This window comes from Micromonospora sp. WMMD712, from assembly GCF_029581295.1.
Lineage (GTDB): Bacteria > Actinomycetota > Actinomycetes > Mycobacteriales > Micromonosporaceae > Micromonospora > Micromonospora carbonacea.
Window position 1 is genome coordinate 2,093,134 of sequence record NZ_CP120743.1, and the last position, 13,646, is coordinate 2,106,779.

Here is a 13,646-nt window from a genome sequence, read left to right on the forward strand (position 1 = left end):
CCGGTTGGCGGCAATGGTCGAGACAGGTCGTCACAGCTCGTGTCGTGATCTCCTGGCCCGCCATCCGAGCCAGGCGCCGAACGTCACCGCGGCGGCGGCGGCCGACGCGGCGATGCTGACCGGGGCAGAAGGCAGTTGCGCGGTCTGCCAACGGACCAGCCAGGTCCCGACGGACCAGGTCACCGACGCGGCGAACCCGGCGGCGGCGAAGCCGACCCAGATCCGCCGCCGGAGCCGGGTTGTCGAGCGGAGCGCCGCGGCCAGCGACAGGAACAGCCCACCGGCGGCCACCGAGGCGACGAGCGGGGACCGCAGCGAGGCGTACATCGGTGGTTCGTAGTTGAGCGACTGCACCGCCGCCAACAGCAGGCTGACCGACGCGATCACCGAGGTGTACAACGCGGTCCGGGACTCACTGCGCTCGCCGATCTCGCGGAGCCGCTGCTCGATGTCGACCGAACCGATCTGGGCCATGGGTTGGGCGTAGGCCACCGTGTTCCGCCCCAGCTCCGCGGCATCGTTGACCTCGGTGGCCAGCCAGGCGACGTACTCCTGGTCTCTTCCGACCGGCCCGCCCAAGCCCTCGACCCAGCCGGATTTGTCATGCACCGGCATGTCCTCGGCCCAGTACTCCAACCAGATCCGGGCTTCGTGGGCCGCGGCCTCGATCGTCCGACACATCGCGCGGAGCCGAGCCTCACCGGCGGCGGCCAGCGCCGTCTCCCGTTGGAGGCGCCGGAGCATCCGCTCCCGATTCCGGCCCGGTTCCGGATCGGTCTGCTCATAGCGCTCGAAGCGCGATGCCAGCTCGTACAACCTGGCCGATCCGTCCTGCGAACGGTGCTCCGCAAACCGGCGGGCCTCGTGGCGCGCCTTGGCCATCTGCCAGAGGTAGCCGGGCAGTGGCCTAAGGTCCCCCTCGGTCGGCCACACCCAGGCGTCGCTGACGGCCTCCTGAGCCGTGGGCGCCACCAGCACGACGGTCCGTTCCAGCCGGTCGTCGTCGGACTCGGCAAGCTCCCACAGGTAGAAGCCGGGGCGCGGCTCGGTAGGGGCTGTCGGCCGGACCTCCAACCCGGCCGGCAGCACGGCCGCCACGACGGTCGCGAGCTGATCCGCCCCGGCGTCGCCGTCATACAGCGCGTAGAACAGCCGCACCCGGCCGATGCAGTCCTCGTCCGCCCCCGGACCCATCGCCCGGCGCCATTCCCGATCGAGTTTCGGCCAGTCCGCCGAGCCGTCCTCCGGCGACAGGCAGACCAGGAAGGCATCGAGCCGTGGGGACGCGTAGCGCAGCGCCTGCCAGATTCCCTCTCGTGGGGCAGAGAGAAGTTGCGTGGTCCGGATGCCGCCGGTGCCCACGAACGGCACATTGCCGCGCTCCACCATGCCGACCGTCCTGCAGGCAGCGGTGATCCTTTCGGCGACCTCGCTGTGCCGGATGCCGTCGAAGTAGGTGTAGACGTGCAGCGCGTACGCGTGCAGCCCTACCGGCGCGGATCCGTAGCCGGCGGCGTCTGCTCCGCCTTGGCCTGTGCCATGCGCCCGGTCAGATGCTCGGACTGCGCTCTGATCCACGATGGTTGCCTCGTCTTCTGCACCTCGGGGAGTTCCACCGTTTTGTTCGACTGCAGAGGTTGAAGCGCCTCGACCTCTTGTCGGCAACGCTGAATCTCGGCCAGGTCGTCACGGTCGAGGGCCGAATCCATCAGCGACAGGTAGTGGCCGAATTCCTCCCAGTTCTCCGGTGTCAGGGCGGACCGGCGGACAGCGTTCACAGCATCGATGGCATATTGGAGTATCTCCGCCATCTCAGGCGCACCGAAGTCGTTCATCGGCACTCACGATAGCGGACGAGACAAAGACAGAAGTCGCCCGTCGGAGGCGCATAGACATCGGAACGGCTGCCCACGGATCACCATTCGTCCACCGAACTCGGACGAGCAACCTCCGACGATTCCGGCGGGCCTGCCGTCACCTACCGGGCCGACACCCATAGGCCCAGGCCAAACGGCGTCCGCCCCGGCAAGGCGCGAATAGCGGGCAGACATGGATGGGATTCCCACGGCCGCCACAACCGCCAGAAGCCCGCCATTCGCATCATCCGCACACCCGTTGTCGGCTAACCGACAACGGCCGGCGGGATGCGCCTCCGCTCTTGCGAAGGGAGCGATCGAGGGGTCAGAAGGAGCAGTTGACGAGATCGCATTCGGGCCCCAGCCGGATACCGAAGCGCGCTTCGACGCCCGCTCGGATGTGCGCCGCGAACTTCATGACATTCGAGGTGGTGGCACCACCGCGATTGGTCACCGCGAGCGCGTGTCGACTAGACAGCGCCACCGTGCCGTCTCCCCACTGCAGACCGTACCCGCGGGGAAAACCGGCCCGCTCGATCAACCACGCCGCCGGCAACTTGGTGCCCTTGACATCTGGATACCGGGGACAATCTCGGACGCTCTCCGGCACCTTGGCGAGGACGGGGTTGATGAAGAAGGATCCGACGCTCCAGGTGTCGTGGTCCTCCGGGTCGAGAACCATGGCCCGGCTGCGACGCAGGGCGAGCACCGCCTCGCGTACGTCGGCCGGGGCCGCCGTACCACCGACCTCGATGTCCAGCCTCCTGGCGAGTTCCGCGTACTCGATCGGCCGCGACTGGCCGCTTCGGCGCAGGCGATACGTCACCTCCAGGACGACCCACCGGTCACTGTGTTTGAAGACGGACTGCCGGTGGCTGCCGAATCCGCAGCGGTCCGGCGTCCACCGCTCGACACGCCCGGTCTGCCGGTCGTAGACGGTCAGCGAATCCAGCACGTCCGAGGTCACGGTGCCGAACGCGCCGACGTTCTGCACGGGAGTGCCTCCCACCAGACCCGGGATGCCGGAGAGTGCCTCCAGGCCGGAGAGCCCTTCGTCGACGGCGGTCTCGACCACCCGATCCCACTCCACGCCGGCAGCGGCGGTCAGCAGCTCTCCGTCGATGCCAAACTCGGAGGTCGCCATCCTGATGACGGTTCCGTCCCAGCCGACGTCGCCCACCACCAGGTTCGACCCACCTCCCATGACGAGCAGGGGATCACCGGCGGCGCTGCTCTGGCGCAGCAGCTCCACCGCATCGGGGGTCGTCGCCGGAACGCACAGACGCTGGATCGGACCGCCGACCCGCATCGTGGTCAGGTCAGCAAACGTGGTTGTCACCGCGCCAGCCTACTGATCGACTCCAGCGAGGCTGACGACATCCTCACGGGCAATCGGCCGTCAGGCCCCTGGCGATGAGCGGAGCCGCCGGGCCGCAATCTGGACGGCGCTCTCACATATCGCGTGACGATCGGCCGCCGGAGTCCGCCGGTGTCGGAGGCCCGCCAGAATGTTCACCGGCCATGACGTGATGTCATCTGGTCGCCGGCCGTTCACCTCGAAGAACAACTCCACGTCGTACTCCTCCGAGGTTCGCGCGAGGTAGTCCTGGACCACGGAGAGAAGGGCCTCCGCGAGCGCCTGGGCTGCCACCCGACCGTCGCTGACGTCGATCGCGCTGCCAGCCGCCGCCAGAATCCTGTCCTGCAGTAGTTTGGCATCCAGGGCCGCCACCCGGTACAGGTCGTCAGGGGATATCGGACTGCCCGAATCTTCGATCACAGCTGGCACATCCCGTCGAACCGGCCCCCGACGCTCCCGATGCCACGACTTTCAGAAAGGATCGCTCATGGAATCGGTGCGGGTGGCTCGTGTGATGGTCTTCCCGTGGTGAGAACGGCAGTATTGAACCGTCACCTACCTGTCCGGGCAACAGCATCGTCGGGATTCCGTCACCTGTGGCGATCGGCGGTTCGGCGGCGCAGCACGGCGAGTGTCGCGTCGTCATGCCGTTTGACCGGGCCGCGTCCCACGCGCGCCAGCAGATCCGGCTGGTCGGTCTCGTACCGCCGAACGGCGTCGATGACGGCATGCGGACCTGACCGCTCGGCGATCCCGAACACATCGGTCCATGCGAGCTTGAAGAACTCGGTCAGCCGCGAAATCCCGTCGGTGCACAGCAACAGCCGGCGCAGCCCGGAGCACGCCACGCTGCCGGTCACGGCCTCGGCCGCCGCTGCCGGATCGGTCGACGCCACCCAGAAGCCACCCGGCCGGTTACGGAGCCGACCCACGGTGTGCCGGTCGTACGCCGGCAGGGTGTCCGTGCGGTCGTCACGAACGACGGTGACGCCGTCCGCGTTCTCGTAGACCACCGACGAGTCGCACAACACCAGATAATCCACCTGCTCACCCCGCGACCGCACGATGGCGACGGTGGACGATGGGCTGTGCGGGTTCGACAGGTCGCAGCGGCCCGCGTGCCGGGTGCGCAACTCGTCGATGGCTGCGGCCAGGATCAGCTGCAACGACGTCGTGGGCCCGGCGGCCAACGCGCGGGCCAGGCAGTCGCCCAGCTCCCGCACGAGCCAGGCAGGGTTGTGGACACAGCCGGTGTCGAGACCGGGCAGTTGGGTGACCCCGTCCAGCACGATCGCCTGACCGGCAGACACGACGACGTGGTCCTCGTTCGGCCGCTCCGATCCGGGCGCGGTGGCGAAAGCGAAGTCCAAGGCCGTTCCTCACCCGTGCCGCGCAACCGGTTGCCAAGCGCCCCGGCTACTGTCGAAGGGTCGGCGGCCCATTGACCGGTCAGCCGACCAGGGTCTCCGCGATGGCCTCGCGGAACGCCTCCGAGCGGTGCTCGTAGTTACGGAAACGACCATAGCTGGGCGCGGCCGGTGACAACAGTACGACGCCGCCAGTCGGGGTGATCTTCCGCGCCTGCCGTACGGCGGCCGTCAGATCGTCGACGATCTCACACCGCACCCCGGGCAGCCCGTCCAGCGTCTGGACGATCCGGGGACCGCTGTCCGGGATGCCGATCACGGCGATCTCCCGCTCTGCCAGGTGGTCGCGCAGCGGGGTGTAGTCCACCCCCCGGTCGTTGCCGCCGACGATCACGGTCAACGGCTTCCCGTCGTACGCGTCGATGGCATGCATGGCTGCGTAGGGGCTGGTGGCGAGCGTGTCATCGACGAAGGTGAGCCCGGATGGGTCGGGGATCTCGGTGAGCCGATGGGCGAGTCCGGCGAACTCCGCGACCGCCGCGGCCAGGGTGTCCCTGCACTGCGCGACGTCAACGCCAAGCACGTCGAGCACGGCGAGAGCAACGCATAGGTTGCCCTCGTTGTGCCGGCCGACCAGCGACAGCGCCGCACGCGGGAACAACGGTGTATCACGCAGGTGGAACCAGGGTGCACCGTCCGGGCCAGTGGCCACGTGGGTGGCTTCCGGTGAACCAGCCCGCACTGCGGCTCGGTCGCCCAGTTCCACGGCTAGCCGCGGATCCGCCCCGTTGACGACCACCGCGCGCGGACCGTGCGCGAGTAGGTTCAGCTTGTCCCGGTAGTAATCCCGCTCGCCACCGTGTGCGTCCAGGTGCTCCGGGAACAGCGCAGTGATCACGGCGACCCGCGGCGAGTCAGTCAGGTCACTGCACTGGTAGCTGGAGAGCTCCAGCACGTACAGCTCCGCCTCGGGCAGATCCAGGGTCGGCACGCCGATGTTACCGCCGAACACGTTTGGCCGCTGCACGGCGGTGAGCAGATGGCTGATCAAGCTGGAGGTGGTGCTCTTGCCCTTGCTTCCGGTCACCCCGATAGTGCGGTTGGCGTGATCGGCCATCCACAAGGCTGTGCCCTGCGTCACGAGAACTCCGCGGCGCCGGAGTTCGATCATCCACGGATGGGTCTGCGGCACTCCGGGTGAACGGACCACCACATCGGCGGCGGTGAGCGCAGAGAGCCCTTCCTCGCCGGTGACCAGCGGGGCCGTTTGCGCCAACGCGCCCTCCCACGGCAGGGACAGGAAGTTGGTCCGGTCGTCCACGGCGACGAGACGAGCCGGGCCGTGCGCGACGACGGCCCTGGCGACGGCCACACCCTCACGTCCCGTACCCCAGATCGCCACAGAGCGTCCGCGCAGGTCAGACAGGTGCACCTAGGTTCTCCTCACTCGGTTGCCAGCCGCTCCGGCCTAGTATGGCGTGTGCCCAACGAGCAGCTCCGGCGGATGGACGCCTTCACCTTCCCGTCCTACTCGATCGACCTCGCCACCGGCGAGGCGTTGTTCGACTACGCCCTCACCGGCCCCGGCGGCGAGCAGCGGTTCACCGAGGCGATCACCCTCCCGCTGCCCGCGCAGCCGCCCTCCGACGCCACGGTGGCCACCCTCGGCCGGGTCCTGGAGCTGCTGCACGTGGTCGCCGGCGTCAGCTACTACAAGACCGCCGCGCCCCGCCGGCTGGTGCTGCCGACGCCGCTGGGCGGGGCCGCCGCCGCGCTGGTCACGGCCGTCTACACCAAGGGCCTCGCCGAGTACGCCTACCGCAACCAGCTCCCGCACGTGCTGGAGCTGGTCCCCGAGGTCCCGGCGGGCTCGGTGCCGCCCGCGCGCGCGTACGACAACTCCGACCTGCGCCCCCTGTCGGCCGTCGGCGGCGGCAAGGACTCCATCGTCAGCCTGGAGGCGCTGCGCCGCGCCGGCCTCGACCCGGTGCCGTTCTCGGTCAACCCGAACCACGTCATCGTCGCGGTCAACGAGGCGTCGGGGCTGGCCGCCCTCGCGGCCCGGCGGCGCATCGACCCGGTGCTGTTCGACCTCAACGCCGCCGGGGCCCGCAACGGGCACATCCCGGTCACCGCCATCAACTCGCTGATCGCGGTCGCCACGGCCGTGCTCAACGGGCTCGGCCCGGTGGTGATGTCCAACGAGCGCTCCGCGTCCGACCCGAACCTGGTCTGGAACGGCCACGAGATCAACCACCAGTGGTCCAAGGGCGTGGAGGCCGAAGGACTGCTGCGGGCGGCGCTGGCCGAGCACGCCGGGCTCACCGAGCCGTACTTCTCGCTGCTGCGCCCGCTGTCCGAGCTGCACATCGCCCGGCTCTTCGCCGAGATCGACAGGTACGACGACGTGGTGACGAGCTGCAACGCCGCGTTCAAGCTGCGCGACGCGAGCGAACGCTGGTGCCGCGACTGCCCGAAGTGCCGGTTCGTCTTCCTGGCCATGGCGCCGTTCATGCCGCGCGAGCGGGTCGTGCGGATCTTCGGCGGCGACCTGCTGGCCGACGGGTCCCAGCTCCCCGGCTACCGGGAGCTGCTCGGCGTGGACGGGCACAAGCCGTTCGAGTGCGTCGGCGAGGTCGAGGAGTCGGTGGTGGCGTTGAGCATCCTCGCCGAGCAGGAGCAGTGGCGCGACGCGCCGGTCGTGCGCGCCCTGGTCGACGCGGTGCCGGAGACGGCCTGGTCGGCGGCGGCCGCCTCGGACGTCTTCACCCCCGGCGGCCCGCACTTCGTCCCGCCCGCCTACGCGAAGGCCCTCTCGCCCGGCTGAGCCGGGCGGCGGCTCAGGGGGTGCGGACGGCGTCCAGGGCCAGCAGGGCCACGTGCAGCGACAGGCACGCCTCCACCGAGTCGAGGTCGGCGTCGAGGATCCGGGCGATGCGGGCCAGCCGCTCGTAGAACGCCGGCCGGGACAGGTGCGCGGCGGCCGCCGCCGCCGACTTGTTGCGCCCCTGCTCCAGGTAGGCCCGCAGGGTGCCCAGCAGCTGCTCGCGGGGGTGCCGGGCGTCGTACGCCAGCAGGGCGCCCAGCTCGCGCTCGACGAACGTCTGGAGGCGCGGCTCGTCGCGCAGCAGGTGCAGCAGGCCGGCCAGCCCGACGTGCGGCAGCCGGAAGACCGGCAGGTCCCGGCGGTCCCGGCGGGCCGCGTCGGCGACCTGCCGCGCCTCCACCAGCGAACGGCGCGCCTCCCGGAGGCTGCCCACCCCGGAGCCGGCGGCGACGATCACCGCGCCCGCCCCGGTGGCCCGCGCCGGGGCGGGCTCGGCGGCCCTCGGCCCGGCGGCGTCGACCCGGTTGCGGCGCAGCGCGGCGGCGAACGCGGCCAGCGCCCGGTCCTCGGCCGCCGGGTCGGACAGGGCGAGCAGCACCCCGACGGCCTGGTCGTCGACGGCGCTGCTCAGCCCCGTCAGCTTCGCCTCGCGCAGGGCCTGCCCGACCGCCTCGGACAGGTCGCGCAGCCGGGCCGGTCCCGCCTCCGGGTCCGCCGGGCCGGGCTCCTCCGGCGGGGCCCCGTCGGCGGCCGGGTCGTCGGTGCGCCAGCGCACCACCACGCCGACCAGGTGCCGGCGGTCCAGCACCACCCCCAGGGCCCGGGCGCGCAGGGCCACCTCGTCCACCGGGCGGGAGTGGTCCAGCAGGGCGGTGAGCAGCGTACGGTGGATCTGCCGCTCCAGCCCCTCGGCGTCGCGCCGGATCAGCCGCCCCAGCGCCAGCGTGGAGGCGGCCCGCTCGACGAGGATCGTCAGCCGTGTCGGCGGGGTGACCGGCCGCGGCGCGGCGTCGGCGGGCTCCGCCGCCGGGTCCGGCAGCGGCGCGGGGGCGGCCAGTTCGCCGCCGCCCGGCCAGCGCAGCAGCAGCCGGCCCCAGTCCTGCCCCCGGGCCCCGACGGTGGTGACCAGCCAGCCCCGGTCGGTGTCGTACGCGGTCCGCCCGGGCGGGCTGATCCGCCGGGAGTGCTGCTCCCAGCCGTCCAGCAGCAGCTCGGCGCTCTGCCCCGCCGGGTCGTAGGCGAGCACCTGCCGCGACAGGTTCTCCAGCACCACCGGGCAGCCGGACAGCTCGGCGGCCTGCCGGACCACCTCGGCCGGGCCGGCGCCCTCGACCGACAGCTCGGTGAACCGCTGGTGGATCTCCTCGGTCGCCCGCAGCTCGGTGAGCTGCGCGTCGACGATCAGTGCGTGCACGGCCTCGGTGACCCGCACGAACGGGGTGGCCCGGCGCAGCTCGACCAGGGGCAGCCCGCGCCGGGCCGCGGCGGCGGCCATCACCCGGGGGACGCCGCTGACGTACCGGCGGCCCAGCTCGACGACGAGGCCGGAGACCCCGACGTCGGCCAACTCGCCGATGAACGCGCGCAGCCCGGCGTCCTCGCCGGGCAGCCCGATGCCGGTGGTGAGCACCAGCTCGCCGCCGCGCAGCAGGGAGGCGATGTCGGGCACCTCCGCCACGTGCACCCAGCGCACCGGCCGGTCCAGCCCGGACTCCCCGGCCACCAGGCGGGGCGCGCCGTGGCGGATGGGGTCGAGCGCGAGGATCTCACGGACGGTAGGGAACACGCGCGACACGCTACCGTCCGTGACTCCGATCCTGAACAGGCTGCCGCCCGCGCCGGGTGGCTCGGGCGCCGGGCCGCCGTGGCCCGTCAGTCGACGCCGAGCTCCATCGCGGCGCGGTCGAGCGCCGCGTCGTCGGCGGAGGGGACGCCCCGGGAGGCGATGGCCTCCGCGCCGCCCTGCGGCATCGCGCCGATCAGCCCCGTCGAGGCCGCCTGCGCCGCGCCGATCATCCGCTGCGGGGCCGCGCCGCCGACCAGGCCGAGGGAGGCGTACTGCTCCAGCTTCGCCCGCGAGTCGGCGATGTCCAGGTTGCGCATGGTGAGCTGGCCGATGCGGTCCGACGGGCCGAAGGCCGAGTCCTCGGTGCGCTCCATCGACAGCTTGTCGGGGTGGTAGCTGAACGCCGGGCCGGTGGTGTCGAGGATCGAGTAGTCCTCGCCCCGGCGCAGCCGCAGGGTCACCTCGCCGGTGACCGCCGCGCCGACCCAGCGCTGCAACGACTCGCGCAGCATCAGCGCCTGCGGGTCCAGCCAGCGCCCCTCGTACATGAGCCGGCCGAGGCGGCGGCCCTCGTTGTGGTAGTTGGCCAGGGTGTCCTCGTTGTGGATGGCGTTGACGAGCCGCTCGTACGCGGCGTGCAGCAGCGCCATGCCGGGGGCCTCGTAGATGCCCCGGCTCTTGGCCTCGATGATCCGGTTCTCGATCTGGTCGGACATGCCCAGGCCGTGCCGGCCGCCGATGGCGTTGGCCTCCAGCACCAGGTCGACGGGGCTGCCGAACTCCTTGCCGTTGATGGTCACCGGGCGGCCCTGGTCGAAGCCGATCGTGACGTCCTCGGCGGGGATCTCCACGGACGGGTCCCAGAACTTCACGCCCATGATCGGCTCGACCGTCTCGATGCCGGTGTCGAGGTGTTCGAGGGTCTTGGCCTCGTGCGTGGCGCCCCAGATGTTGGCGTCGGTGGAGTAGGCCTTCTCGGTGCTGTCCCGGTAGGGCAGGCCGCGCTCCAGCAGCCACTCCGACATCTCCTTGCGCCCGCCCAGCTCGGTGACGAAGTCGGTGTCGAGCCACGGCTTGTAGATGCGCAGCTGCGGGTTGGCCAGCAGGCCGTAGCGGTAGAACCGCTCGATGTCGTTGCCCTTGAACGTCGAGCCGTCGCCCCAGATCTGCACGTCGTCGGAGATCATGGCCCGCACCAGCAGGGTCCCGGTCACGGCCCGGCCCAGCGGCGTGGTGTTGAAGTAGGCCCGCCCGCCCGAGCGGATGTGGAACGCGCCGCAGGTCAGCGCCGCCAGGCCCTCCTCGACGAGGGCGGCGCGGCAGTCGACCAGCCGGGCGACCTCGGCGCCGTAGCTGAGCGCGCGGCCGGGCACCGAGGCGATGTCGGGCTCGTCGTACTGGCCGATGTCGGCCGTGTAGGCGCAGGGGACGGCGCCCTTGTCGCGCATCCACGCGACCGCGACCGAGGTGTCGAGGCCGCCGGAGAAGGCGATGCCGACACGTTCGCCGATGGGCAGGGAGGTGAGAACCTTGGACACGGGGAAGATTATTCATCACGCCGCATGGTCATGCAAGCGGACGCGCCCGACGCGACGGGCGTCACTCCCCGCCCGCGGCTACCCGCGCAACGGCGGGTCGTCGCGGCCCAGCTCCCAGAACGCCACCGCCGCCGCGGCGGCCACGTTCAACGAGTCCACCCCGCGCCGCATCGGGACGACCACCCGCACGTCGCTGGCGGCCTGGGCCGCCGCCGTCAGGCCGGGCCCCTCCGCACCCAGCAGCAGCGCCGCCCGCGCGCGCTGCGCCGGGGTCACCCGCTGGATCGGCACCGCGTCCACCGCCGGCGTCAGGGCCAGCACCGTGAAGCCCGCCTGGCGCACCTGGTCCAGGCCGTCCGGCCAGCTCCCGAACTTCGCGTACGGCACCGCGAAGACCTCGCCCATGCTGACCCGCACGCTGCGCCGGTAGAGCGGATCGGCGCAGGTGGGCGACAGCAGCACCGCGTCGACGCCGAGCGCGGCGGCCCCCCGGAAGATCGCGCCGAGGTTGGTGTGGTTGTTGACGTCCTCCAGGATCGCCACCCGCCGCGCGGCGGCGAGGATCCCGGCGACGTCCGGCAGCGGCCTGCGGTGGAACGAGGCGAGCACCCCCCGGTGCACGTGGAAGCCGGTCGCCTTCTCCAGCACGTCCGGGGTGGCCGCGTAGACCGGGGCGTCGCCGGTGTCGAGGTCGGCGAGCTGGTCGACCCGCTTGGCGTCCACCAGGAACGACCGGGCCGGATAGCCGGCCCGCAGCGCCCGGCGCAGCACCAGCTCCCCCTCGGCGATGAACAGGCCGTGCGGCGGCTCCCACCGGGTGCGCAGCTCCACGTCGGTGAGGGCGCGGTAGTCGGCGATCCGCTCGTCGTCGGGGTCGGTGATCTGCTGCACGGGCATCCGGCGATTCTGCCGGACCGGGCCGCCGGCCCCGAGCGCCGGTCGCCCGGTCGGCGTTTTCCCGGCGTACGACGGGGAACGGTGCTCCGGGACAGCGGACGCGACCGGAGGGACCCACGGATGGGCGCGAACCAGGCCGGCGAGCCGGCACCGGACGGGCACGGCGGGCTGCCCAGGAACGCCACCGTCGCCGACCACATCGTGGCCCGGCTGGCCCAGTGGGGCGTGCGCCGCTACTTCGGCTACCCCGGCGACGGCGTCAACGGCATGACCTCGGCGCTGCAACGCGCCGGCGACCGGGCGGAGTTCGTCCAGGTGCGCCACGAGGAGACCGCCGGCTTCGCCGCGTCGGCGCACGTCAAGTACGGCGGCGGGCCGCTCGGCTGCGCCCTGGCCACCAGCGGGCCCGGCGCGATCCACCTGCTCAACGGCCTGTACGACGCGAAGCTCGACCACCAGCCGGTGGTGGCCCTGGTGGGGCACACCGCGCTGACCGCCGAGGGCGGCGGCTACTACCAGGAGGTCGACCTGCTCGCCCTCTACAAGGACGTCGCCTCGGCGTTCCTGGCCCAGCTCGACGACCCGTCGCAGGTGCGGCACCTGGTGGACCGGGCCTGCCGGACGGCGCTGGCCCGGCGCACGGTCACCGCGCTGGTGCTCCCCTCCGACGTGCAGGACGAGCCGGCCGTGCCGGACCCGCCGCACGCGCACGGCTACTACCACACCTCCGCCGTGCCGAGCAGCGCCACGACCGTGCCGCCGGAGGCGGACGTCCGCCGGGCGGCGGAGGTGCTGCGCGGCGGCGAGCGGGTGGCGATGCTGGTCGGCCAGGGCGCCCTGGGCGCGGAGGCCGAGGTGCGGCAGGTCGCCGACCGACTCGGCGCGGGCGTGGCCACCGCCCTGCTCGGCTTCACCGCCGTGGACCACCGCGAGCCGTGGGTCACCGGCGCGATCGGGCTGCTCGGCACCCGGCCGAGCTGGCAGCTCATGCGCGACTGCGACCGGCTGCTGATCGTCGGCAGCAACATGCCGTACTCGGAGTTCTACCCGCCGCAGGGGCAGGCCCGGGGCGTGCAGATCGACGTGGACGGCTCCCGGCTGGGGCTGCGCTACCCCACCGAGGTCAACCTCACCGGCGACGCCGGCCCCACCCTGCGGGCGCTGCTGCGCGAGCTGGGCCCCGGCGCCGCCCCGACCGCCTGGCGGCAGCGCATCGCCGACGCCACCGCCGGCTGGCACCGCGCCCAGCGGGAGATCGCCGGCCAGCCCGCCGACCCGGTGAACCCGCAGGCACTGTTCGCGGCGCTGGACGACCAGCTCCCCGGTGACGTCATGCTCGCGGTGGACTGCGGCACCTGCACCGCCTGGTACGCCCGGCACCTGCGGCTGCGCCCCGGGATGCTGGCCAGCCTCTCGGGCACCCTGCTGTCGATGGGCGGGGCCATGCCGTACGGGATCGCCGCGAAGCTCGCCCACCCGGACCGGCCGCTGGTCGCCCTGCTCGGCGACGGGGCGATGCAGATGAACGGCGTCAACGAGCTGATCACCGTGGCGAAGCACTGGCGGAACTGGCCGGACCCCCGGTTCGTGGTGCTGGTGCTCAACAACCGGGACCTCGCGTTCGTGAGCTGGGAGCAGCGCTCCGGCGAGGGCACCCCGATGTTCCCGGCCAGCCAGGACCTGCCCGACGTGGCGTACCACCGGTGGGCGGAGGTGCTCGGCCTGCACGGCATCCTGGTCGACTCCCCCGACCAGGTGCCGGACGCCTGGCGGCGCGCCCTGGCCGCCGACCGCCCGACGGTGATCAACGCGATGGTGGACCCGGCCGAGCTGATGCTGCCGCCGCACTTCACCGCCGCGCAGGCGCGCAAGACGGCGGCGGCGGTGCTGCGCGACCCCGACCGGGCGGGCATCGTCCGGCGCGGCCTGCCCGCCGCCGTCTCCACCTGGCGCCCCCGCCTGCGGTGAAAGGAAGGGCCCCTGCTTAACGCATCCGGTAGAGAAGGGTCCCCTTC

Annotated in this window: 11 protein-coding genes; 2 read left to right on the plus strand and 9 right to left on the minus strand. The window is 72.2% G+C overall.

Annotated features, from left to right (window positions below; all coding sequences use genetic code 11):
- Positions 1–30 precede the first annotated feature (30 nt).
- The 6 genes from O7633_RS08630 to murD all read right to left on the minus strand — a co-directional run bounded on the left by O7633_RS08630 (position 31) and on the right by murD (position 6,015).
- Positions 31–1,578, minus strand: a complete 1,548-nt coding sequence (locus tag O7633_RS08630; RefSeq protein WP_282327243.1) for a CATRA conflict system CASPASE/TPR repeat-associated protein — start codon at positions 1,576–1,578, stop codon at positions 31–33.
- Positions 1,488–1,835, minus strand: a complete 348-nt coding sequence (locus tag O7633_RS08635; RefSeq protein ID WP_282327244.1) for a CATRA system-associated protein — start codon at positions 1,833–1,835, stop codon at positions 1,488–1,490. Before O7633_RS08635 ends, O7633_RS08630 begins: the two co-directional genes overlap by 91 nt.
- A 346-nt stretch (positions 1,836–2,181) precedes the next feature.
- The gene (locus O7633_RS08640; protein ID WP_282327245.1) at positions 2,182–3,195 is read right to left on the minus strand and encodes a UDP-N-acetylmuramate dehydrogenase; all 1,014 of its coding nucleotides are present in this window, start codon (positions 3,193–3,195) and stop codon (positions 2,182–2,184) included.
- Positions 3,196–3,255: 60 nt separating this feature from the next.
- Positions 3,256–3,636 carry a hypothetical protein gene (locus tag O7633_RS08645; RefSeq protein ID WP_282327246.1) on the minus strand — a complete coding sequence of 127 codons (381 nt, stop codon included), beginning with the start codon at positions 3,634–3,636 and terminating at the stop codon, positions 3,256–3,258.
- 170 nt (positions 3,637–3,806) lie between these two features.
- Positions 3,807–4,586, minus strand: a complete 780-nt coding sequence (locus O7633_RS08650; protein ID WP_282327247.1) for a protein phosphatase 2C domain-containing protein — start codon at positions 4,584–4,586, stop codon at positions 3,807–3,809.
- A gap of 79 nt (positions 4,587–4,665) precedes the next feature.
- Positions 4,666–6,015, minus strand: a complete 1,350-nt coding sequence (gene murD, locus O7633_RS08655) for a UDP-N-acetylmuramoyl-L-alanine--D-glutamate ligase (RefSeq protein ID WP_282327248.1) — start codon at positions 6,013–6,015, stop codon at positions 4,666–4,668.
- A 48-nt stretch (positions 6,016–6,063) separates the two neighbouring features.
- Here murD and O7633_RS08660 point away from each other — a divergent pair, with 48 nt between their 5' ends.
- A complete protein-coding gene (locus O7633_RS08660) occupies positions 6,064–7,410 on the plus strand; it encodes a hypothetical protein (RefSeq protein WP_282327249.1) in 1,347 nt (448 codons plus the stop codon).
- A 13-nt stretch (positions 7,411–7,423) separates the two neighbouring features.
- On the opposite strand, the gene O7633_RS08665 is transcribed toward O7633_RS08660, so the two are convergent.
- The 3 genes from O7633_RS08665 to O7633_RS08675 form a co-directional block, all read right to left on the minus strand.
- Positions 7,424–9,196, minus strand: a complete 1,773-nt coding sequence (locus O7633_RS08665) for a PucR family transcriptional regulator (protein ID WP_282327251.1) — start codon at positions 9,194–9,196, stop codon at positions 7,424–7,426.
- Between the two features lie 86 nt (positions 9,197–9,282).
- Positions 9,283–10,734 carry an argininosuccinate synthase gene (gene argG / locus O7633_RS08670; protein ID WP_074474275.1) on the minus strand — a complete coding sequence of 484 codons (1,452 nt, stop codon included), beginning with the start codon at positions 10,732–10,734 and terminating at the stop codon, positions 9,283–9,285.
- A 78-nt stretch (positions 10,735–10,812) separates the two neighbouring features.
- A complete protein-coding gene (locus O7633_RS08675; RefSeq protein WP_282327254.1) occupies positions 10,813–11,631 on the minus strand; it encodes an RNA methyltransferase in 819 nt (272 codons plus the stop codon).
- 120 nt (positions 11,632–11,751) lie between these two features.
- Between O7633_RS08675 and O7633_RS08680 the strand changes: the two genes are divergently transcribed.
- Complete coding sequence (locus O7633_RS08680; RefSeq protein WP_282327255.1) at positions 11,752–13,599, plus strand: thiamine pyrophosphate-requiring protein; 1,848 nt, start codon at positions 11,752–11,754, stop codon at positions 13,597–13,599.
- Positions 13,600–13,646: the final 47 nt, after the last annotated feature.